The organism is Pantoea sp. Fr+CA_20, assembly GCF_024520835.1.
GTDB lineage: Bacteria > Pseudomonadota > Gammaproteobacteria > Enterobacterales > Enterobacteriaceae > Pantoea > Pantoea allii.
Window position 1 is genome coordinate 70,117 of record NZ_JALNPN010000021.1, and the last position, 21,137, is coordinate 91,253.

18 protein-coding genes and 1 other RNA gene are annotated in these 21,137 nt (G+C 50.2%); 6 read left to right on the forward strand and 13 right to left on the reverse strand.

What is annotated here, in order from left to right; translation table 11 throughout:
* Positions 1-49: 49 nt before the first annotated feature.
* Genes dolP through NR177_RS20055 form a run of 4 tightly spaced genes read right to left on the reverse strand, consistent with a single transcriptional unit; the run spans position 50 to position 3,631 of the window.
* The gene (dolP, locus tag NR177_RS20040) at positions 50-622 is read right to left on the reverse strand and encodes a division/outer membrane stress-associated lipid-binding lipoprotein (RefSeq protein ID WP_063877365.1); all 573 of its coding nucleotides are present in this window, start codon (positions 620-622) and stop codon (positions 50-52) included.
* Between the two features lie 14 nt (positions 623-636).
* A complete protein-coding gene (gene diaA, locus NR177_RS20045; protein WP_013027345.1) occupies positions 637-1,224 on the reverse strand; it encodes a DnaA initiator-associating protein DiaA in 588 nt (195 codons plus the stop codon).
* Positions 1,225-1,238: 14 nt separating this feature from the next.
* Positions 1,239-1,634 (reverse strand): YraN family protein, encoded by a 396-nt coding sequence (locus NR177_RS20050; protein WP_063877364.1) that lies wholly within the window; start codon positions 1,632-1,634, stop codon positions 1,239-1,241.
* The gene (locus NR177_RS20055) at positions 1,592-3,631 is read right to left on the reverse strand and encodes a penicillin-binding protein activator (protein ID WP_063877363.1); all 2,040 of its coding nucleotides are present in this window, start codon (positions 3,629-3,631) and stop codon (positions 1,592-1,594) included. Before NR177_RS20055 ends, NR177_RS20050 begins: the two co-directional genes overlap by 43 nt.
* Before the next feature lie 62 nt (positions 3,632-3,693).
* Here NR177_RS20055 and rsmI point away from each other — a divergent pair, with 62 nt between their 5' ends.
* From rsmI to NR177_RS20070, 3 genes are all read left to right on the forward strand, one after another.
* Positions 3,694-4,554: a 16S rRNA (cytidine(1402)-2'-O)-methyltransferase gene (rsmI, locus tag NR177_RS20060; protein WP_063877362.1), complete on the forward strand. Its 861-nt coding sequence runs from the start codon at positions 3,694-3,696 to the stop codon at positions 4,552-4,554.
* Positions 4,555-4,617: 63 nt separating this feature from the next.
* Positions 4,618-4,993: RNase P RNA component class A (gene rnpB / locus NR177_RS20065), an RNA gene on the forward strand.
* Positions 4,994-5,537: 544 nt separating this feature from the next.
* The gene (locus tag NR177_RS20070; RefSeq protein ID WP_172898014.1) at positions 5,538-7,148 is read left to right on the forward strand and encodes a glucan biosynthesis protein; all 1,611 of its coding nucleotides are present in this window, start codon (positions 5,538-5,540) and stop codon (positions 7,146-7,148) included.
* Between the two features lie 62 nt (positions 7,149-7,210).
* On the opposite strand, the gene NR177_RS20075 is transcribed toward NR177_RS20070, so the two are convergent.
* From NR177_RS20075 to NR177_RS20100, 6 genes are all read right to left on the reverse strand, one after another.
* On the reverse strand, positions 7,211-8,236 hold the full coding sequence (locus tag NR177_RS20075) for a fimbrial protein (protein ID WP_256853473.1): 1,026 nt from the start codon (positions 8,234-8,236) through the stop codon (positions 7,211-7,213).
* 23 nt (positions 8,237-8,259) lie between these two features.
* Positions 8,260-8,769, reverse strand: coding sequence for a fimbrial protein (locus NR177_RS20080; RefSeq protein WP_082875147.1), 510 nt, complete (start codon positions 8,767-8,769; stop codon positions 8,260-8,262).
* Positions 8,766-11,273: a fimbria/pilus outer membrane usher protein gene (locus NR177_RS20085; protein ID WP_256853474.1), complete on the reverse strand. Its 2,508-nt coding sequence runs from the start codon at positions 11,271-11,273 to the stop codon at positions 8,766-8,768. Before NR177_RS20085 ends, NR177_RS20080 begins: the two co-directional genes overlap by 4 nt.
* A gap of 20 nt (positions 11,274-11,293) precedes the next feature.
* Complete coding sequence (locus tag NR177_RS20090) at positions 11,294-11,971, reverse strand: molecular chaperone (RefSeq protein WP_063877358.1); 678 nt, start codon at positions 11,969-11,971, stop codon at positions 11,294-11,296.
* Positions 11,972-12,022: 51 nt separating this feature from the next.
* Entirely contained in the window at positions 12,023-12,547 is a 525-nt protein-coding gene (locus NR177_RS20095) for a fimbrial protein (protein ID WP_256853475.1), read from the reverse strand.
* 146 nt (positions 12,548-12,693) lie between these two features.
* Positions 12,694-13,230, reverse strand: a complete 537-nt coding sequence (locus NR177_RS20100) for a hypothetical protein (RefSeq protein WP_256853476.1) — start codon at positions 13,228-13,230, stop codon at positions 12,694-12,696.
* A gap of 1,934 nt (positions 13,231-15,164) precedes the next feature.
* Between NR177_RS20100 and tdcB the strand changes: the two genes are divergently transcribed.
* Complete coding sequence (tdcB, locus tag NR177_RS20105; protein WP_063877354.1) at positions 15,165-16,154, forward strand: bifunctional threonine ammonia-lyase/L-serine ammonia-lyase TdcB; 990 nt, start codon at positions 15,165-15,167, stop codon at positions 16,152-16,154.
* Positions 16,155-16,164: 10 nt separating this feature from the next.
* Complete coding sequence (tdcC, locus tag NR177_RS20110; RefSeq protein WP_063877353.1) at positions 16,165-17,493, forward strand: threonine/serine transporter TdcC; 1,329 nt, start codon at positions 16,165-16,167, stop codon at positions 17,491-17,493.
* Positions 17,494-17,594: 101 nt separating this feature from the next.
* On the opposite strand, the gene NR177_RS20115 is transcribed toward tdcC, so the two are convergent.
* Complete coding sequence (locus NR177_RS20115; protein ID WP_256853477.1) at positions 17,595-18,569, reverse strand: glutathione S-transferase family protein; 975 nt, start codon at positions 18,567-18,569, stop codon at positions 17,595-17,597.
* Between the two features lie 254 nt (positions 18,570-18,823).
* On the opposite strand from NR177_RS20115, the gene NR177_RS20120 reads away from it, so the two are divergent.
* Positions 18,824-19,744 carry a formyltransferase family protein gene (locus NR177_RS20120; RefSeq protein WP_256853478.1) on the forward strand — a complete coding sequence of 307 codons (921 nt, stop codon included), beginning with the start codon at positions 18,824-18,826 and terminating at the stop codon, positions 19,742-19,744.
* A gap of 25 nt (positions 19,745-19,769) precedes the next feature.
* On the opposite strand, the gene NR177_RS20125 is transcribed toward NR177_RS20120, so the two are convergent.
* Positions 19,770-20,462, reverse strand: coding sequence for a VIT family protein (locus NR177_RS20125; protein ID WP_256853479.1), 693 nt, complete (start codon positions 20,460-20,462; stop codon positions 19,770-19,772).
* Positions 20,463-20,527: 65 nt separating this feature from the next.
* Positions 20,528-21,049: a cytochrome b/b6 domain-containing protein gene (locus NR177_RS20130; RefSeq protein WP_256853480.1), complete on the reverse strand. Its 522-nt coding sequence runs from the start codon at positions 21,047-21,049 to the stop codon at positions 20,528-20,530.
* Positions 21,050-21,137: the final 88 nt, after the last annotated feature.

The following is a 21,137-nucleotide window of genomic DNA, read 5'->3' on the forward strand; positions in this document are numbered from 1 at the left end:
GCTTTTCTGTGTGCGGCAGCAGCAGGTCTGGACAGCGGCTAACGCAGCGTTATTTCACCATCGTGAAGGCGGTAGTGACGTGTTTCACGCCGCTGACCCGGCTGGCAATATCTGCGGCGGCTTTGGCTTCGTCTGGCGTCACCAGGCCTAACAGGAACACTTCACCGTTTTCCGTGGTGACTTTCACACTTGACGATTTCACCTGATCGCTGCCCAGCAGCTGCGAACGGATCTTGGTGGTGATCCAGGTGTCAGACGATGAGGTGCCAAGGCTGACTTTCGGCCCAATCCGAATTTCGTTATAGACTTCGGTTGCGCCGTCAACGCCCATGGTGATCTGTTTCGCGCGGTTGGCAATGTCCTGACTGGGTGCCTGACCGGTTAACAGCACTTTGCCCTGATAGGCGGTGGCAATGACGCGGGCATCGGTTTTGATTTGCTGATCTTTTGCCAGCGCGTTGCTGACGCGTAATTCCAGCGTGCCATCATCAACCTGTGTCCCGACTGAGCGGGGATCGGTGGCGGTTTTGGTCGCAACAGCGGCGCTACCAGCAACCACCGCGACGCAGCCTTGCAGCAGCATGGCGGTTAAAACAATGGCTACAGCGTTCAATGCTTTCATTGGTGCTCCTTCCGTCATTCCTGGTGGGGAAACAAGGTGTTATCAATCAGATCGCACAAACAGTTGAGTGTTAACATATGCATCTCCTGAATGCGAGCACTGCGATGTGAAGGAATACGAATTTCCACATCCTGCGGTCCCAGCAATCCGGCTAATTCGCCCCCATCATAACCGGTAAGCGCAACGATAGTCATATCGCGCGTGACGGCGGCTTCAACCGCCTTCACGATGTCACGTGTATTTCCTCGGGTAGAGATGGCCAGCAGCACGTCGCCGGTTTGTCCCAGCGCACGCACCTGTTTGGCATAGATCTCGTCATGCAGGCGATCGTTACTGATTGCCGTCAGCATCACGTTGTCCGCACTTAATGCCAGTGCGGGCAGGCTGGGGCGTTCGGTTTCAAAGCGGTTGATCATGCTGGCGGCAAAGTGCTGAGCATTGGCTGACGACGCGCCATTACCACAGCTCAGTATCTTGTTACCGTTAAGAAGTGACTGCACCATCGTCATCGCTGCCCGCGAAATGGCATCGGGTAACGCCTCTGCAGCTGCGATTTGAGTTTGAATACTTTCGGTAAAACACGCTTTAATTCTTTCCTGCACACGACCACCTGGTTCTAAACGTCTGCATTAAAGGCATTCGGCAACCATTCAAGCGCCGTGCCGGTAATGGCAATGATGTCGAAACGGCAATTCACTGTTTCAAAACTGCCGCCGCGTTGCGCCAGCCACAGAGAGGCGGCACGCAGCAGCTTGTGTTGTTTCTGTCGGGTAATGCTGGCCAGACTGCCGCCGAATCGGGCGTTACGTCGGTAACGCACTTCGACAAACACCCAACATTGTCTGTCTCGCATTATCAGGTCAAGTTCACCTGCGCGATAGTAAACATTGCTGGCGACCCATGTTAACCCCGCCCGCTCAAGATAGCGGCGGGCGAGTTGTTCATGCTCGGCCCCCGTACGGCGGCGGTTTAGCTGGCCGGTACGATATTGCCCTGGCGATACTGGTTCCATGTCAACTTCCTGTTGATCACACAATCAGTGGTGGCGCTCAGCTTACCGGTATTGCCGTCGAGCGAGAAGCCCGGTACCTGACGCATCTGGTTGAAGTGGTTAGCCAGCGTCCAGGCATCAATCCCCATTGCGTACAGGCGCACCAGCGAATAGTCGTTATTAAACGATTTTGCGGCCTGCTGCATCAACGCCGGGTTAGCGCCAGACAGCAGAGGAATATCACTGAACTGCAGTCCTTCCATTTCCAGTCGGAAATCCGGGCCTGCTCCCGCCTGCGCGCTGCGCGAACTGGCATAGAGCGCAACGTTACTACGGCTACCGGTACGCATGCTGATCATCGGTTTAATCAGTTGCAGTTCATCCTGAGTCGAGACGATGTAGGCGGCATCTATCGCACCGCCACTGCTGGCTGCCGGAGCAGTAGTTTGAGGTGCCGGAATATTCAGCCCTGCAATGGATACGCTTTGCGGCTGAGAAGACGATGGCATGACAACCGGCGTACCGCTCATGCTGATACCGGCACCGCTGTTAATGCCTTGCTTGAGCTCTGAAACAGAACCAAAGCGCTGCTGAAGCACGGTGCTGCCACCCAGCGACTGCCACTCTTTTGTAAAGGCTGCCGTCACACGATCACCCAGACCATTACGCGGAACTAACAGCAGCGGCTGACGTTTACCCTGATCCCAGATGTGGTGCGCAGCATCGCGCGCTTCATCTTCGGGCGACAGCGCAAAATAGCACATATTGGGGTGGTTCTGGATTTGCTCTGGCTCGTTCAGGGCCAGTACATTCAGCGGTGTCTGGCTGTTCGCGACGGATTCAACATTGTTTTTCAGCAGCGGTCCGACGACCAGTGTGGCACCGTCCTGCTGGGCCTGCTGCATCACCTGCGCGACAGGCTGGCTGCTGGTGTCATAAACCTTCACCTGGGCATTGCTGGCCGGTTCGGCAGCGGGCTGTTGCTGCGGTTGGGGCTGCTGTTGCGTCGTGGCCGGTTGCTGCCCGTTGCTGGTCTGCTGCGTTGCCGCAGGATTTGCTGACGGGCTGACGACCGCGTTCGCATCAGCAGGCTGCTGCTGATTCATCGCGATAGGATCTTGTGCACTGCCCGGCGTCGCCTGTGGGGCGGTCGCAAGGGTACCGTTTTTCGCGTCGTTAAACCCTTTCTGGATAGCACTGGCGAACATTTGTGCCTGACCGTTCAAGGGCAGCAGCAGCGCGATAGTGCTGGTCGAGGCTTTGGTGAAGTTCTGCGCCTGGCTCAGTTGGGTCGGTAGGGTTTTTGCCGCAGGGTTATCCGGATAGCGCGTCTGCCAGTCTTTGATAGCTGACTTCAGCATAGTGGCATCCTGGGCATTAGCATGCCAGGTCGTCAGCAGATCCAGCCAGCCCTGCAGAATGTTTTCATCGGCATTAATCACCAGCGAATTCATATCCTGCTGCGACAGTTGGGTCAGCGCCTGCCAGGTTGCATCAATATTCTTTTGGCGGTCATCACCTTTCAGCAATGGCTCCTGCGCAATATAGGCGCGAAGCAGGGCCAGGGATGTTTTACCCTGCGCACTGGCAATCTGTAAACCGAAGTAGCGGGCCAGCTGATCCTGAGACAGCTCACTGGTTTTCACCTGACTCAGGACCTGTTGAGCATCGGCAATCTTTTGCTGTCCAATCTGCGACTGGGCCTTCAACAGCAGTAATTCTTGCTGCTGTTTATCGGAAAGCTGAGCAGGCAGTTCATCGATGGCCTGCGCAGCCTGAGGATATTTTCCTTCTTTCAGCAGGGCGCGGATTGCGAGTAATTGCCAGTCGGTCTTGCTATCATCGCTGCTTTGCTGCACCTGCTGCAGATAGTAGGCAGAATTATTGGTAACGGGTCCCTGAATATCTACGGACTGGCTTTTGGGGCCCTGGCCGCTACACGCGGCTAAAATCAGACCAGCAAGAAGGACAGGCACAAAGCGTCCTGCTTTATGACGAACGATTTTTGAAGGAAGCATACTGTATCCAGTGATGTTTTTTTCAAGATGCTCAATATTAAATCGGCAATTCGGATGAAACAATGAAACAACTCGATCGGGCAGACATTTCCGCCAGCACGCTCTACATCGTGCCAACCCCAATAGGTAATTTGGCTGACATTACCCAGCGGGCGCTAGCGGTACTTTCCAGCGTCGATCTGGTCGCAGCGGAAGATACACGTCATACCGGACTGTTGCTACAACATTTCGCCATCAATGCGCGACTCTTCGCACTTCATGACCACAACGAACAGCAGAAAGCAGAAATCTTGCTAACCAGGCTGCAACAGGGAGAAAGCATAGCTCTGGTTTCGGATGCTGGCACGCCGTTAATCAACGATCCGGGTTATCACCTGGTTCGCCGTTGCCGTGAGGCCGGGATTCGCATCGTTCCTTTACCTGGTGCCTGTGCAGCGATAACAGCATTAAGCGCAGCGGGATTGCCGTCTGATCGTTTCTGTTACGAAGGGTTTCTGCCCGCCAAAACCAAGGCGCGTTGTGATGCCCTGCGGGCGCTGGCTGAAGAGCCGCGCACCCTGATTTTTTATGAGTCCACGCACCGCTTGCTGGACAGCCTGCAGGACATGGTGACGGAACTGGGTGCCGACCGCTATGTGGTGCTGGCGCGCGAGTTGACGAAAACCTGGGAAAACCTGAATGGCGCGCCGGTGGGCGAGCTCCTGGCCTGGGTGAAAGAGGATGAAAATCGCCGTAAAGGTGAGATGGTGCTGATTGTTGAAGGCCATCATCCTGACGAAGAGGCGCTTCCCGCGGAAGCCCTGCGCACGCTGGCGCTGTTACAGCAGGAACTGCCGTTGAAAAAGGCAGCAGCGCTGACGGCGGAGATCCACGGGGTGAAAAAGAATGCGCTCTATAAATACGCGCTGGAGCAACAGGCATAAGCCTGATGCGTTGCCTGCGCGCCGGGCGTGACAGCGCGAGCTAAACCCTCTATAATGCGCGCCGAAGCTGACCAGACAGTCGCCGCTTCGTCGTCGTCCTTCTCTGAAGGAGACGGGCGAAGGGGAGGAAAGTCCGGGCTCCATAGGGCAGGGTGCCAGGTAACGCCTGGGGGGGAAACCCACGACCAGTGCAACAGAGAGCAAACCGCCGATGGCCCAGTAATGGGATCAGGTAAGGGTGAAAGGGTGCGGTAAGAGCGCACCGCGCGGCTGGTAACAGTCCGTGGCACGGTAAACTCCACCCGGAGCAAGGCCAAATAGGGGTTCACATGGTACGGCCCGTACTGAACCCGGGTAGGCTGCTTGAGCCAGTGAGCGATTGCTGGCCTAGATGAATGACTGTCCACGACAGAACCCGGCTTATCGGTCAGTTTCGACTTCTTAATGCAAACCCCGCGCAAGCGGGGTTTTTGCTTTGTGGGGCGAGAAGGCGATGAATGACTGTCCACGACGCTGTTTATAAAAGCACGAGCCTTTCCGGTCAGTTCCGCCGTCTTAATGCAAGCCTCACGCAGGCGGGGGTTTTGCTTTGTGGGGCGGGGCGAGAAGGCGATGAATGACTGTCCACGACGCTGTTTATAAAAGCACGCGGCTTACCGGTCAGTTCCGCCGTCTTAATGCAAAGCCCACGCAGGCGGGGTTTTTGCGTTGTGTCACCTTAACCTGATAAATACCTGTTCATCACGTTAAGAAGACAAAGGCCCTTTCGCTGAATGCTTTCACTTCTCAGGCAAATCCCATGCAATTAATTGCTGCCGCGCTATACGCTCATCCCACATGTTGACGTGATACCTGTCATCTGTTTGAGAGGCAAAGGTTTCTCTCAGCTATAGTTGAAGGCGGCTTACCGGCAGCAATCAGCTCACCATTTTGCCGCACATGGCGCGAATTCATTGAATGAGTATTAAAAAAACAGGTGGATCATGGTTACAAGAAGGACTTTACTGACTTATTCCGGGGCTTTTGCTGCCTTATCTGCATTAGGCATTTCCCCTGGCGCTATCGCAGCAGGTGTTCTCAAAATGGGTGATAGCAAAGCATTTAACTTTGAAACCTTAATTGCCCAGGCCAAAGCGCTGGCGGCTAAACCTTACGAAAAGCCCACTGAATTCGACCCGTCATTGTTATCCAACATAACCTATGACGCCTACATGAAAACGGTCTACAAACCGGACTATGCGCTGTTTAAAAACGCCGGACGGTTTCCTGTTACCTTTTTTATGGTCAACGGCTTACACCGTATGCCGGTGAAAATGCACGTTGTTGAAAATAACGCCGCGCGCGAAATCATACAAAATATTGATTACTTCACCACCACGGACAAAACCGTCAAGCTGCCTCCGCTTAAAGGTAACGTGTTTTCAGGATTCCGGGTGCTGGCCAGTCAGGATACGTTAAAAACGAACCCACAAAACGACTGGATATCCTTTATGGGGGCTTCCTATTTCCGCGCCATCGGCGAACTGGGCCAGTTTGGATTATCCGCGCGTGGCATCGCCCTGAATACCGTTCAGCCCGGCATGGATGAAGAGTTTCCTGACTTTACGGATTTCTGGTTTGAAGCGCCTAAAGATGACAGCAAAAACCTGACCGTCTATGCGCTGCTCAACGGGCCGAGCATCACCGGTGCCTATAAATTTATCCTGCACCGCAGCAAAGGTGTGGTGCAGGATGTCGAATGTACGCTGTTCCTGCGTAAAGACGTTCAGCGTTTCGGGATTGCCCCTCTGACCTCAATGTACTGGTTTTCAAAAACGGTCAAAGGCGCAGGCACAGACTGGCGTCCGGAAGTGCACGATTCAGACGGCCTGGCGATGTGGACCGGCAGCGGCGAACATATCTGGCGACCACTCAATAATCCTTTACGCGTGGTCACGTCGAGCTTTAACGACGAGAATCCGCGAGGATTTGGTTTGCTCCAGAAGGACAGAGCGTTCGACAGCTACCTTGATGCGGCTCACTATGAGCGGCGGCCCGATCTCTGGGTGGAGCCCATCGGCAAATGGGGCAAAGGCTCGGTGCTGCTGGTGGAAATCCCGACTGACGATGAAATCTATGACAACATCGTGGCCATGTGGGTGCCAGAATCACCGGCTAAAGCGGGCGAACAGCATCACTTCCATTATCGACTGCACTGGCTGGCCGATGAGCCTTATCCTTCCACCCTGGCGCGTTGTGGTGCGACCCGACTGGGCAGGGGCGGTGTGCCGGGTTCCGACCGTCCGCATGACAGCCGTAAGTTTGCCGTCGAGTTCCGTGGCGATGTGCTCAACCATCTGCCGTCAGGCGTGTCGCCAGAAGCCGTCCTTTCTGCGTCGCGTGGCACGTTTGAGAACGTGCTCGTGTCTAAATTGCCGGACGATTCAGGCAACTGGCTGGCACAGTTTGATTTGGTGGCGGGGGAAGGTGATCCGGTAGAGCTTAAGCTCTATCTGAAAGCACAGGGCAACGTGGTGTCGGAAACCTGGTGCTACCAGTACCATCCGTTCAACTCGCCGGCAAAGCCCTGGCCAACGGCGTGTGAAACGAAATAAAGCAAAGGCAGCCCAACCTCAGGTTGGGCTGCTTGTTATGATCCCTGGTGCTGGTTTTCTAATTAATTATAAACAAACGTCAACGCTGCGGTGGCATTGGCTACGCCGGGTGTCAGGTCCCCGGTTCTGATATAGCGTGGTGTCACCTGGAAAGAGAGATTACTGGCCTCCGATGCGGTTTTGATCAGGTTTCTGCCCGGCGCACCGCCATACCTTGCCGGATAGCTGAGCTGAACCGGTGTCGTACTGCTATTGAGTAAAAGCTCAACCCCCACGCCTTGCGCATCTGATTCACCGGTTAAGTTCAGGGTGGTGGTCGTATTTGCCGGATTCGTTAAGTCACTGAAAATAGCCTCAACGATAACATTATCATCGCACTGCAAATTAATGGTTACCGGTTCACCAGCATATACGCTGTTAATATTAGGCAGTTGCTGCGTTCCCACGGCACCCATATTCGCGACAAGGCTGCGCGTCATAATATCACAGCCTTTGTTATTCACGGCCAGTGAGCTGATATTGGCATTCACCGGCACGGGATAAGCACCGCTGAGTAAGTCTCTCATTTGTGCTCTGCCAGCGCTAAACGTGATGCTGTAAACGTTGGGGGAAATGATTTCGCCTGTCGTGACAAATTTGTATTGCAAGGTGGTCTGGACATTGGAAATACCCAAAAGCGATGTAGAAGTGAGTTTGGTTTCCGCAGAGCCAATGGGTAACATGCCGAGACTGGATGCGCCAGAAATCGTATTAGGTACCATTCTGGCTTTTAATACGACCCCAATGCCGGTGATGCCTGTTCTGTATATTGAATGATTACCCGAGCCATCATTGTAGCTGATACCGGTGGGGGAAAGATTGCTGGTGTCATACCAGCCATATTGCCATGTGCCTACCCGATGTGTTTGCCCACATGCGTTTGTATTCCAGCCGCTTAAATCAACGCCTGCCGAAGAAGGTGCTTGATTACTCATATTGACTGAAATGGCGGGTACGGTTATCTCACAGGAACTGTCTGTCTCATAGGCGTAAACCGACGGGTGAGCGCTAACCAGAATAATAAAAATCAGGATGATCAACTTATTCATAGAAACCTGCTTTATTAACACGTTTAATCGTATTCAAGGTTAAAAGTTGCGGTGGCATTAGCCATACCGGGCTTAACCGCTGCGGTTGATTTATATCGAGAGTAAAACTTCAGCTCTGCGTCTGAATTGGGTGTCAGCGAATAATGTGCTGAAGCGAAATTTAACGGGATCGGGTTTTTCTCTTTATCCAGAATTTCAATGCCGATGCCACTGGCTGATTCATTCATTTCAGTGAGCCTCAGCAACGAACTGTCTGCCAGATCGGGCGTGCCCTCGAAAGTGACTTTAACACCAGAGGCCAGCGACGAGCAGTTACGTAAATAAATACTGAAAGGCACCAGTTCTGACGTTAACTGGCCCGCAGTAAAATCACGACTTGCCACCGTGCCCATGTCAACCGACAACTCTCTGGCGTTGCTGTCCACCACACAACCATTTTCTGAAATAATGCCATTTATCTGAAGGATAATATCGTAGGCATGTGTGGATGAATAACAACAGAGTAAGGGGAGAAGAAGTAAAATTCTGATCATTCGCACCTCAGATGTTTTTTGATAATAATGCCGTTTGATGTGATGTTGGCAAGATCGAAGCGCAGATTACAGCGTTGATCCTGACGGCTTCCCCAGCTTGCCGTGAGCGTTCCACTTTCCGGTATACCTGAAAGGAAGACGTTGCCGTTGTCGCCGACAATGCTGCTAATCGCAGGTTCTTTTACTGTCACAAGCGTACCCAGCGGCAAGGCTTTACCATTTTGCGTCAGCGTAAATAACGCCTGAAGCCCTTTCCTGACATCATATTTAGCGCGCGTCAGCGCACCCTGAGTCGGCACCGTATTTTTAACCGCTTCCTCCAGTGTGATATCTGGCGGCAGTGTTGACTGGTCGAGCGCAATGCGGTTATTTCTGTATGCGGTGGCGTAAGGAAGATAGGTATATCCGCGCCAGTCGGTTTTAACGCCCGTTCTGTTTTCAACGGATAATCCTGAGGCACCTGCTGCATCGACAAGTATATTGGTGTCCCCCAGCGCCTGACCAAAGGTTATTCCCTCCTGGTGAATAATGACACCGCCATCAATCCCAATACTCGCCTGACGATAGTGTTTACTGTAACTGTAATTTGATGTGACGGCGTTATAGGCTCCGTTGTAGGTCAGCCCGGCACTCCCGCCGTAGGTCTGGCCATTATTGCTGTAAGATTGTTGAAGGTTATAACTGAGGTTTCTGTTTTCCAGCGCCACCCCGTTAATTCCCGTCGAATGGGTATAATTCCCTTTCGCATCATAGTGTGTTCCAGCCGTTGCCCAGGCCCGGCGTGCAGTGTGAGGGGCGGAATTCCGGGTAAATTTATCCAGCGGCAAAGAAAATAATAAAGATATGCGTTTATCCGTTTCCATTTGCCACGGATTACGGTTATAGCTCAAAGCCAGTCCTGCGGTAATGTCGTAAAGTGTGGTATTAAAACCGGCCTGTAACGTCGTGTTTTTCTTTCCCATGTTCCAGTATGTTTGTTCTAAACCGGTGAGATAGACAGAACCGAATTCACCCAGATCCTGAGATAAACTGGCCTGAAGTTGACCTTTACGGGCAAAGCGTAGGTTATAAGTTGTATCAAGATTCAACGAGCCATCTGTATTAAAACCACGACCGTCAATTTTTTTCCATGTGGTATCACTAAAATTATAAAATCCGTCAGTGGTAAAGCGATAGCTCAATAGTTGGAACGTTGTGCCAGAGGTGTTCAGCGATTTCGCATACTGAAACTTATAGGCGTTTCCGGCATGCTGACTTTTATCGGCTAACGTACTCTGGGCATGGGTTGCATCAACCGAAATCGCGCCCATAAAGCCCAGGTTCATGCCTAAGCCCAATGACCAGGCTTTATAATTATCGCTTAACTGACCACCGCCATAGAAAGACATTCCATAGGGTAAACCTGCAATAAGCGTGGCCTGAAAAAACTCCGGTGAATCTTGCATTGTCAGACCACGGTATTTCCCGGAGGTCAGACTGTATTTGATGCTACCTTCTCGTTGTAATACCGGCAGAGAAGAGTAAGGCATGGTGTAAGACTGAACTTGCCCATCACTTTCTGTAATGTTGACCGTCAGATCGCCGCTGCTTCCCGTGGCGTAGAGATCGGTTAATTCAAAGGGCCCTGGAGGAACGTAGGTTTCATAAACAACATAGTTATTTTGTTTCACCGTCACTCTGGCATTGGTTTTCGCTATGCCTCTGACCACGGGTGCAAAGCCTCGACGGCTGTCAGGCAGCATCGCCTCATCCGACGAAATTTGCAGACCTCTGAAATTGAAGGTGTCATAGATCGCATTGGACGTGCTGTATTCACCTATTGTTATGATGCTGTCGAAGTCTAACAGCGGACGTTGTAAGTAAGTGCGGATGTTTTTCCATTCGCTGTTACGCGAATCGTGGGTTTCATTAAACGTCCAGGTTGAATTATTTCTTAAGCGCCAGGCACCGAGGTTGGCACCGCTATCCAGGGCCAGAAAATGATTTTCCGCGTCATAGTGATTGACCTTGCCGGTTGAGCCGCTGTATCGATAGTTAAGCAGTAACGCTGGGATACCGTGATCCCACCGCGTTTTGGGTATGTGCCCTCGCGCGGTATTGAAAAGCACGGATTGTGGCGCGCTAATCTCAACTTTTAGCTTCTCTGGCACAAAATTAACATGAGTACCTGGTATGTCATCTTCTATGAAAATACAGGCGCCGGGTTTAGTTATGTCACGGGTATTAACCCCGACAGCGACCAGGATTTTCTCATCGAAACATGGAACAATGTTCTTACCTTTCTCAATAAACTTTATTTCCGCCGAAGTGGCATAATCGCTGTTCAGATAGATATCAACTAAATAAATACCGGGCGCGATAACATTGCCATTTTGAAAGTTTTCCAGATCGGCTACAGATGAGACTGTTGAATCAATCAGCCCAGGATTAAATTTATAGTTGGCGGTGGCCTGAAAGGGGAAATGTATCAGAACAATCAATGCCAGTTTTCCATAACATTTCATCTTAATCTCCGGTTTTCAATTTATCTGACATGCACGACAGGCTCCATACCGCCGTAATCGTTAATAACCTGATAAGTCATCTCCTTTGCCGGAGCAATATCAATGCTTGTCTTACCAAAAGGCGCAAGTGTGATGCTTCTTGTTTCAAGAAATTGATTTTTGCTCTTTATATTGGCGACATTGATATAATAAGGCGTTGGGTTATTAAAGGTGACCAGGCTGTCTTGTCGGGTGGTTTGCAGTTTTTTAATGGCTTCGCTGCTACTTAATGGAAGATTGTTGGGGCGATAAAATAGTTTTAGCCGACTGACGATGGCAAACTGTAGGCTGCTGCTATCAGGTTCGGTGTTATTATTTTGCGATGGTATCGCTTTGACATTAAGCCAGTATAAGGATTCACGATCGGACGGGCGCTTTTCGCCAGAAAAAATGATGCGTAACAGGTTTTCTTTATTGGGCTGAATAATGAATAGTGGTGGTGTAAGAACAAAATCATTGCTTTTGTTGCTGGCGTCATCTTCAACCCATGACTGAATTAAATAGACTGCGGCTGTATCCGTATTGGTGACAGAAAGCGATGCTTGTTTAGCATTTTCATTATAAATAACGCGGGTAGCGCCTACACCAATACCGCCTGCATTAACGCTCAGACTGGCGCATAACAAGGCCATATAAAGTACAAATCTGATGATGTACATGTTTACCCTTACTTGAAGAGAATAATGGCAGGGTTTCCCCTGCCAGTGTTATCAGGCATAAGTGATAGTAAAATTGGCAGAGCTGTCGACGGAACCCACGGTGACCGTGTCTGAAACCGATATCATGTCTGCTTTGAAGGTATAGATATTGGTACTGCCGGACAGTGCTTCTGCTGGCGTAGCCGTACCAATGGTGATCTCGGCATTGTTATTATCGACAAGATAGACGCCAACACCTGCCGCGGTTCCGGTTGACTTAAGTGCATTTTGGGTCGAATCTGTTACGCCGTCAAACGTCACCGCTGCTGTGCTCGACGTGCCATCACACTGCTCTAAAATAATTTTAAAGGCTTTAGGATTTTGCGCCTTCGTTCCTGCGGTATCACCAAAGGTGCTGGCTTTGACCTGACCGAGTTGTACGGTTTGGTAGGCAGTATCACTGGAAACGACACAGGCTGTATTAACGACTTCACCTAGAAAATTAACGGTGCCACCATTGACTGTTGCGGCATGGCCCAGGGTAGTTACGCCCATAAATAACATGGCAACAGAACTGATAAGTAACTTGTTTTTCATTTAAGAATTCCTTTTATATAATGAACATTTGACAGAATGTAACTAACTAATGAAATTTTAAAATGTTGCTAATTGCCTCCTTTTCCTTATTGCCATTCTTCTGCTTTTTATCATGACGGGAGCAGTTGATGCTGAAAAGCATATGCCTAGTGACCCGAAAGAATATCTCTGCAAATGAGCAATCCATTCACATTGCAGTTATCTAATCCATGTTCTTTTAGTATTTTCCTTTTAAGTCCATAAAGATATTTCAAAGAAAGATTATATTTCATTGCAATTTCACGCATTCCTTTACCCTTGCAAATCATATAAATGATCTGGTATTCAATCTTTGAGGCGTATCTTTTTATCACGTCGCTTTCTTTTACGTTCTGCAGAACGTCAATAAGATCCTCTTTTGTGATCTTTTTTGAAACAATTCGCGGATATTTTTCCTGCGTATCGTGGCAAACCAAAAAATCAGCAATAATAATAACTCTGGGTCCATGCGCCTTCTGGTTTGAAAGATAGTTTCTACGTTTAATATGATCCTGGATCGATACGATGAGAAGATCGCTTTTATCAGGATGGAACGTTGTAAACCTGTTTGTGTTAATGAATGCTTTATCACAATGTAACCCACATAAGCTTGTTTCCAGGCCGATGAGAAAATAGCTGTCATCGGAAATAAAATACGTTTTCATTCATTACCTTGATGACATTATCTCTTGTTTGAGTGTTTTACTAACTGTGTAAATAGTGCCTCATCACTTTTTTTTCATCATTCTAAGTTGGTTTTTTTTATTGTCCACACTCAGGTTTTTCTCTTTTTTTTTAACAAATGAAATTTAGCCTGTCTTTGTTTTTTGTTTTAAGGGAATATAAGTTAGCTTATTTAATAAATAACCTTTGTTAGTTAACTTTATGTTTTTATTATTTTCATCATATTGATTTCATTGAATAAAAATAATTTACAGTTTAATCAAAAACTTATATTCACAATGCGTTACGGATATATGACTGCGCTTTAAATGAACACTGGTCTATAATATTGTCATTTTGTGATTTTTGAAGATAATCTATTGCTTATGTTCGGTGTTTTTTAAAATAAAGGTTGATGCTGATAAATGTTATTCTAACTTGATCAGAATATATGTTGGTTTCGTAGAAAACTCCTGGAAATGTTAAAGTCAGCTTTATGCCTGCTTTACCTATCAATATGAATTTATCAATGGAAAAAAACATTATTTACTGACAGTGTTTTTTAATCATCCTCTAAGCGTCAGGCATCTTTTCTCTCAGTATTATCTTTTCATTTACATTGAGTTGCGATGATTTATAAGAAAGCGCAACAATCTAATAGCATCTTATGCGATATAACCCTTTGCTCTCTTTATGATGACGTGTGTTCCTTTTATTCTTGTCATCGTTACTCTGTATGATAAATGCGCACTTTGCCCTGACAGGGCGAGGAGCGAGAAGCAATGACGTTATGAAAGCCTTGTTGATGCCGATGCGGAGCCCCTTTTTTATACACAGTAACCTGCCTCCGACAACGGAGAGGGGCTTTAACGGGGCGGGAAGAGAATGGACGTTTTGAGATCTGTCAGCGCAGGGGACGTATCACTCTGCTGTAATGCGTTGTGCTTCCCCCTTATCATTTATGACTGTATTTTGCTGTTTGCCTGTTTGCCTGTTTGCCTGTTTGCCTGTTTGCCTGTTTGCCTGTTTGCCTGTTTGCCTGTCTGCCTGTCTGCCTGTCTGCCTGTCTGCCTGTCTGCCTGTCTGCCTGTCTGTCTGTCTGTCTGCCTGTCTGCCTGTCTGCCTGTCTGTCTGTCTGTCTGTCTGCCTGCCATCACTCTATCTGTCCTGACAGCTCCTGGCTGCCAGCAACGATCCCTTCGGCAGCGGATAAATCACAGGAAGGGACATGTGCGAATAGTATGCGCGAGCCAGTCTTAATGATGCGTTTCAGTATGAGATTAAAAATCCACCGGGAAAGGCGACATTCATTTTTATTTCTATGGTTAAGACTTACTCAAAAAAGAGGCTTTTAGGTTGCGCTGTATTTATTTTAAGCAGCGCCTTAAAACGTTGTGTATATAGTATTTTTATTGCGCAGTTTGGCCGTGTTTAATATTTTAATAGCCTTTCAGCCAATATTGATCATTATCATGATTTTTCGCGGAATCTCATATCTCAGTGACAATTGTGAGAAACAGCACAACCTTTTTTTTATTGATCATTAAGATTCGTAGCGGATAAAAAGGATGTAGAGGAAAGTCATTATGTATAGATATACGCAACCACGAACGTGTTGGTTAACATTTTATCAGTCAACGCCAGACAGTATTGCCAACCCGTTGTGGAATCCTCGCTTTAATGCTGCCTCTTTTGTAAAACCATCTTCTGCCTCTTCTGTTCGTCAGCCGTGTTCTTCTGCGTCAGACGCGGTGTTATCGCCCGCCTTTTCATATCCTGCCGCTGCCCATTCCTCGTTAAATCAACTGCATAAACGCCTGCTGATAAAGCACGTTGTGAAGCGAAAGCGTTAAGCGCGTTGCACTTCCTGATTTTACGATTGCATTTCTCTTCGGGGAATTGTGCTGGATACGTTTTGCCTGAAAAAGGAGTTTATATGAATAACAATGATAATGTTCCCGTCACCCTGGATGAAATTTATGCCGCTAAAGAAAGGCTAACTGGAAAAGTGTATAAAACCGGCATGCCACGTTCAAACTATCTTAGCGAACGCTGCGGCGGGGAAATATTCCTTAAATTTGAAAACATGCAGCGAACGGGCTCATTTAAAATCCGTGGCGCGTTCAATAAAATGAGTTCGCTGACAGAAGAAGAAAAACGTCAGGGCGTTGTCGCCTGCTCAGCCGGTAACCATGCACAGGGTGTTTCACTGTCGTGCGCCATGCTGAATATTGACGGTAAAGTCGTGATGCCTAAAGGTGCACCAAAATCCAAAGAGGCGGCGACGCGGGATTACTCCGCTGAAGTGGTCATCTACGGTGACAACTTTAATGACACCATGACCAAGGTGGATGAAATTGTCGCCAACGAAGGCCGTATATTTATTCCTCCTTATGATGATGTGAAAATCATTGCCGGACAGGGCACCATCGGTCTGGAAATCCTTGAAGATCTCTACGATGTCGATAACGTCATCGTTCCCGTGGGCGGCGGCGGGCTGATTGCCGGTATCGCCACTGCGATTAAGTCCATTAATCCCACAATTACCGTCATCGGCGTGCAGTCTGAAAACGTACACGGTATGGCAGCCTCCTTTTTTGCTGATACCATAACGCGCCATCGTCTTACCGGGACTCTTGCGGACGGCTGCGATGTCGCCCGTCCGGGCGATCTTACCTTCGCGATTGTGAGAGAATGGGTCGATGAGATGGTGTTAGTAAGTGAAGACGACATTCGTAAAAGTATGATTGCATTGATCCAGCGAAACAAAGTGGTTACGGAAGGGGCCGGCGCGTTGGCCTGCGCCGCGCTGTTGAGCGGCAAAGTTGACCACTACATCCAGGGGCGGAAAACCGTGTGCATTATCTCAGGTGGCAATATCGATTTGTCCCGGGTTTCCCAGATTACAGGTTTCGCTGACGCATAAAGGATAAGTTATGAGTAATTCTGAAAATATTCTCGACCAGGAAAAAGCGTCGACCTGGCGTAAGTCCGATACCACATGGACACTGGGTCTGTTTGGTACCGCCATTGGCGCTGGCGTGCTTTTTTTCCCCATCCGGGCCGGTTACGGTGGCCTGATTCCTATTTTGATCATGCTGGTACTCGCCTATCCCATCGCGTTTTACTGCCATCGGGCGTTGGCCCGGCTGTGCCTGTCAGGCAGTAACGTATCGGGCAATATTACGGAAACTGTGGAAGAGCATTTCGGAAAAACCGGCGGGGTGGTCATTACCTTTCTCTATTTTTTTGCGATTTGTCCGCTGCTCTGGATCTATGGCGTCACCATCACCAATACCTTTATGGCATTTTGGCAATATCAGTTACAGCTGCCGGTACTGAATCGCGGCGTGGTAGCGCTGTTTCTGCTGTTGTTGATGGCTTTTGTCATCTGGTTTGGCAAAGACCTGATGGTAAAAGTGATGAGCTGGCTGGTGTTTCCGTTTATCGCCAGCCTGGTGGTGATTTCGCTCTCGCTGATCCCGTACTGGAATTCCGCCGTGATTGATCAGGTCAGCCTGAGTGATATCACCTTTACCGGCCACGATGGCATTCTGGTCACCGTATGGTTAGGCATTTCCATTATGGTGTTCTCGTTCAATTTCTCGCCGATTGTTTCTTCTTTTGTGGTTTCCAAGCGTGAAGAGTACGAGCCGGAAATGGGCCGGACCTATACTGAAAACAAGTGCAGCCAGATTATCTCGCGCGCCAGCATGTTGATGGTGGCCGTGGTGATGTTCTTTGCCTTTAGCTGTCTGTTTACCTTATCACCGCAAGATATGGCGGACGCTAAAGCGCAAAATATTCCCGTGCTCTCCTATCTGGCAAACCACTTTTCATCCATGTCTGGCGAGAAGTCCACCTTCTCTACGGTGCTGGAATACAGCGCGTCGGTGATCGCCTTAGTCGCTATTTTCAAATCGTTCTTTGGGCACTATCTGGGCACGCTGGAAGGGTTGAATGGGCTGATTATTAAGTTCCGCTATAAGGGCGATAAAGACGCCGTATCCAGCCGCAAACTGAATACGCTGAGCATGATCTTTATTATGGGATCAACCTGGCTGGTGGCTTACCTCAACCCCAATATCCTTGACCTGATTGAGGCAATGGGTGCGCCGATTATCGCCTCGCTGCTCTGCCTGTTACCGATGTTTGCTATCCGCAAAGTCCCGGCGCTGGCAAAATATAAAGGCCGGGTGGATAACGTCTTTGTTGCTGCGATCGGCTTACTCACTATTTTAAATATTGTGTATAAGTTTTTCTGACGGTCATTTTCCTTCGCTTTGACCTGACGTGCGCAGTCTGCCAGCACACGTCAGGTCCTTTCACATCCCGGTTTATCTTCCCCTGATGCGGCGTTCTGCTGCTAACCGCGACCGTGCGGCTCATCCCAGTTAAAAGCAGGCCCTACAGAGATGACACCATGCGGGTTGATGGTTTTATGGCTGCAGTAGTAGTGATGGCGAATATGGGGCAGGTTTACCGTGTCGGCAATCCCGGGCATTTGGTAGATATCACGCAGAAAACCGCTCAGATTCAGGTAGTCGCTAATACGGTGACGGTCACATTTAAAATGGGTGACGTAAACCGGATCGAAGCGCACCAGCGTGGTCCATAAACGTAAGTCAGCCTCGGTTATCCTGTCGCCGGTCAGATAACGATGCTGTCCTAATATCTGCTCAAGACGAGACAGGGAATGGAACAGGGCGCTAACGGCTTCGTCATAAGCGGACTGCGAGGTGGCGAAACCGGTTTTATAGACGCCGTTGTTAACGGTGTCGTAGATCCAGCCGTTAAGCTCATCAATCTTTTCGCGCAGCTCAACCGGGTAATAATCCCCCGCGCGTGCACCCACGGCATCGAATGCACTGTTAAACATGCGAATGATATCGGCAGACTCATTGCTGACGATGGTGTTCTGCTGTTTATCCCATAACACGGGCACGGTAACGCGACCGCTGTAGTCCTCATCCGCATGTAAATAGAGCTGATAGAGAAATTCATTTTGATGCAGTTTGTCTCCGGTTGCATCCGGGAAACTGTCATCAAACGTCCAGCCGTTTTCCAGCATCAGCGGATGAACCACTGACACATCAATCATGCTATCCAGGCCTTTAAGCTGACGCATCAGCAGGGTGCGGTGTGCCCACGGACAGGCAAGCGAGACATAAAGATGATAGCGATCGCGTTCCGCTGTAAACCCGGCTTTGCCACTTGGGCCTGCGCTGCCGTCGGGCGTCACCCAGTTACGCCATGCGGATTCTGAACGCTTAAAGCGCCCACCGGTTGATTTGGTGTCATACCAGGTGTCATGCCAGACACCGTCAATTAACTGGCCCATGTTGTCTCCAATACAAAGGATAAGAAGAAAATCTCTCGCTCTAACCATAGGTGGTTATGGGTAACTTCGACAGCACACCATGTGCGTTGCCGGATATTTTGCTGAACAGCCTCAATAACGGCTATATGGCAAACGCGTCAGAGGCGTATTTGAGCACAGAATACCTTATGATTGGCCCCTCTTCGGCCTGAACCCGATAAGCCGTCCAGCACGCCTGTCCCGTTGGAAGAGGCACTAAAAAGAAGGAAAGCGTAATGAAAGCGGTGCTCTTTGGTTATCACGAAATGGCCTGTACCGGCCTGAAGGCATTAATGGATGCCGGTTTCACGGTCAGTGCCCTGTTTACCCATGCGGACCCCGCTGCCGGTACGCAGTTTTACGGTTCCGTCGCCCGCCTGGCTGAAGGTTACAACATCCCGGTTTTTATCACAGAGGATGTCAACACCGCGGAATGGCAAGCCCGGATTGCCGACTTTGAGGCGGACTACCTGTTCTGCTTTTCCTACCGTCAGGTGCTCAGCGAGGCCATTCTGTCGTCGGTAAAAAAAGGGGCTTATAACGTGCATGCTGCCTTATTGCCTGCTTACCGTGGCCGCGCCCATCTCAACTGGGTGATTATCAAAGGGGAGACCCAAACCGGCGTCACGCTGCACCGCATGATCAAACGCCCTGATGCCGGTCCGATTCTGGCGCAGAAGGCCGTTGACATTCATCCCCAGGACAATGCCCTGGCGCTGCATACCCGATTAGTCGCGACCACCGGGGAGATGCTACCGGGCTGGCTCAAGGCGCTGGTGGCGGGCCAACTCGCTGAAATCCCCCAGGACGAACGCGCAGCCAGCTGTTTTGGAAGCCGTAAACCGGAAGACGGACAACTCAACTGGCACGACAGCGCCAGCGATAACCATAATCTGATTCGTGCGCTGGCATTCCCCTGGCCTGGTGCTTTCAGCGTTAATGGGTCACAACGATTTACCGTCTGGGAAAGCCGGGTTATTAAGGCGGATAACGTCAGTCAGCCTGGTGAGGTGGTTTCAGTCAATCCGTTGGTTATTGGCTGTGGGCAGGGGCAACTTGAGATTCTGCAGGGGCAGTCTGTGGGGGGCGAATCCGTCCCAGGCAGCACGCTGGCAGGCCAGCTCGGGCTGATTGTCGGGCAGCATTTGACGCGCTGACGGCGTCAAATGCTGCGTCAGGCGATTATCCGAGCGCCTGTCCGCAAAGATAACCTACTGATGCAGACAGGCCCATCGCCAACAGGCTCCAGAAGCAAATCCGCGAGACGCTTTTTCTTACTGGCGCGTCCCCGGCCCGGGCCGCCGTCGCGCCAAGCAGCGCCAGCGCCAGGAGCGCCGAGGCCGCAATGGCGGGTAAGGCGAAAGGCCCGGTGATGAGCATCGCGATCGCGAACGGTAAAATACTGCCTGATGCGAAACTGATTGCTGAAAACAGGGCGGCCTGAAGCGGTTTCGCGCTACTGAAGGCCGTGATGCCCAGCTCATCTCTGGCGTGCGCGGCCAGCGCATCATGGGCCATCAGTTGCTCTGCCACCTGATGTGCCAGCTCAGGAGACAGGCCGCGCGCCCTGTAAATGGCCGCAAGCTCCATGGTTTCAGCCGCAAAATCGGCCTCCAGTTCGGCTTTTTCCTGCAGCAGAGACGCTTTTTCTGTATCGGACTGTGAGGACACCGAGACGTATTCTCCCGTTGCCATCGACATCGCCCCTCCGACGATGCCAGCCAGCCCGGCGAGCAACACGTTATGATGGCTACTGCTGGCAGAAACCACCCCGGCCAGCAGGCTGGCAGTGGATACGATGCCATCATTCGCGCCCAGCACGGCGGCCCGCAGCCATCCGGCGTGTTCAATTTTGTGTGATTCACTATGTAGCATCCGGTCTTCCAGTGATAAGCGATTCGTTTAACAAGGAGGGCGACAGCCTGCATGCATGTCCTTTGCTATTTTTCATAGCGGGATAGCAGGATATGAAGCACGCCCATCGCGCCATGGCTGTAAAAATAAATCTCTACAAAGGTGGTCAGGAATTTATGCCAGTGCAATACCTTACGCGTCAAATCAGGTGTGGCGAGCGACGTACTGTTAAATAAAAACCATAGCCCACCAGAACAGGCGACCGCGATCAACGCGATAACCCCCAGGCCTTGCACCGTCGCGGCTATGCCACCGCCATGTGCCTGTGGGAGTTTCAGGCCGGTCAGCTGTACGACATCGTTTCGAATACCCCGAAAATCCAGCATGAGCCAGGCGAAGTACCAGCGAAAACCCCGCTGAACCCGCATCCAGATGAGCATGATAACGCCCGCAGCGATCAGCAACAGTCCTGAGAGAATATGTAGCCAGGTTATCAGCGTCTCCAGGTTATGCTCGCCGAGCGCTTCACGTGCGGTGAAATTGGAATTAATGATCTGCGAAAGGATCAGCACGGCGACCAAAAGATGAAGCCTGACTAGTCCTGGCATAGGTTGACACTTTTTTTATCTTTTAAAACGCCTGATGTACCTCATCAGGCGTTTTGTATTTTAATGACAGATGAGGACGCTGGCTGTT

Excerpts from the sequence above, each read along its gene's own strand:
- dolP (WP_063877365.1), bottom strand. The coding sequence starts at position 622 with ATGAAAGCATTGAACGCTGTAGCCATTGTTTTAACCGCCATGCTGCTG.
- tdcC (WP_063877353.1), top strand. The coding sequence starts at position 16,165 with ATGAGTAATTCTGAAAATATTCTCGACCAGGAAAAAGCGTCGACCTGG.
- NR177_RS20090 (WP_063877358.1), bottom strand. The coding sequence starts at position 11,971 with ATGTACATCATCAGATTTGTACTTTATATGGCCTTGTTATGCGCCAGT.
- NR177_RS20085 (WP_256853474.1), bottom strand. The coding sequence starts at position 11,273 with ATGAAATGTTATGGAAAACTGGCATTGATTGTTCTGATACATTTCCCC.
- NR177_RS20100 (WP_256853476.1), bottom strand. The coding sequence starts at position 13,230 with ATGAAAACGTATTTTATTTCCGATGACAGCTATTTTCTCATCGGCCTG.
- NR177_RS20050 (WP_063877364.1), bottom strand. The coding sequence starts at position 1,634 with ATGGAACCAGTATCGCCAGGGCAATATCGTACCGGCCAGCTAAACCGC.
- NR177_RS20125 (WP_256853479.1), bottom strand. The coding sequence starts at position 20,462 with ATGCTACATAGTGAATCACACAAAATTGAACACGCCGGATGGCTGCGG.
- NR177_RS20075 (WP_256853473.1), bottom strand. The coding sequence starts at position 8,236 with ATGAATAAGTTGATCATCCTGATTTTTATTATTCTGGTTAGCGCTCAC.
- NR177_RS20095 (WP_256853475.1), bottom strand. The coding sequence starts at position 12,547 with ATGAAAAACAAGTTACTTATCAGTTCTGTTGCCATGTTATTTATGGGC.
- NR177_RS20120 (WP_256853478.1), top strand. The coding sequence starts at position 18,824 with ATGAAAGCGGTGCTCTTTGGTTATCACGAAATGGCCTGTACCGGCCTG.
- NR177_RS20070 (WP_172898014.1), top strand. The coding sequence starts at position 5,538 with ATGGTTACAAGAAGGACTTTACTGACTTATTCCGGGGCTTTTGCTGCC.
- NR177_RS20055 (WP_063877363.1), bottom strand. The coding sequence starts at position 3,631 with ATGCTTCCTTCAAAAATCGTTCGTCATAAAGCAGGACGCTTTGTGCCT.
- tdcB (WP_063877354.1), top strand. The coding sequence starts at position 15,165 with ATGAATAACAATGATAATGTTCCCGTCACCCTGGATGAAATTTATGCC.
- NR177_RS20130 (WP_256853480.1), bottom strand. The coding sequence starts at position 21,049 with ATGCCAGGACTAGTCAGGCTTCATCTTTTGGTCGCCGTGCTGATCCTT.
- NR177_RS20115 (WP_256853477.1), bottom strand. The coding sequence starts at position 18,569 with ATGGGCCAGTTAATTGACGGTGTCTGGCATGACACCTGGTATGACACC.
- rsmI (WP_063877362.1), top strand. The coding sequence starts at position 3,694 with ATGAAACAACTCGATCGGGCAGACATTTCCGCCAGCACGCTCTACATC.
- NR177_RS20080 (WP_082875147.1), bottom strand. The coding sequence starts at position 8,769 with ATGATCAGAATTTTACTTCTTCTCCCCTTACTCTGTTGTTATTCATCC.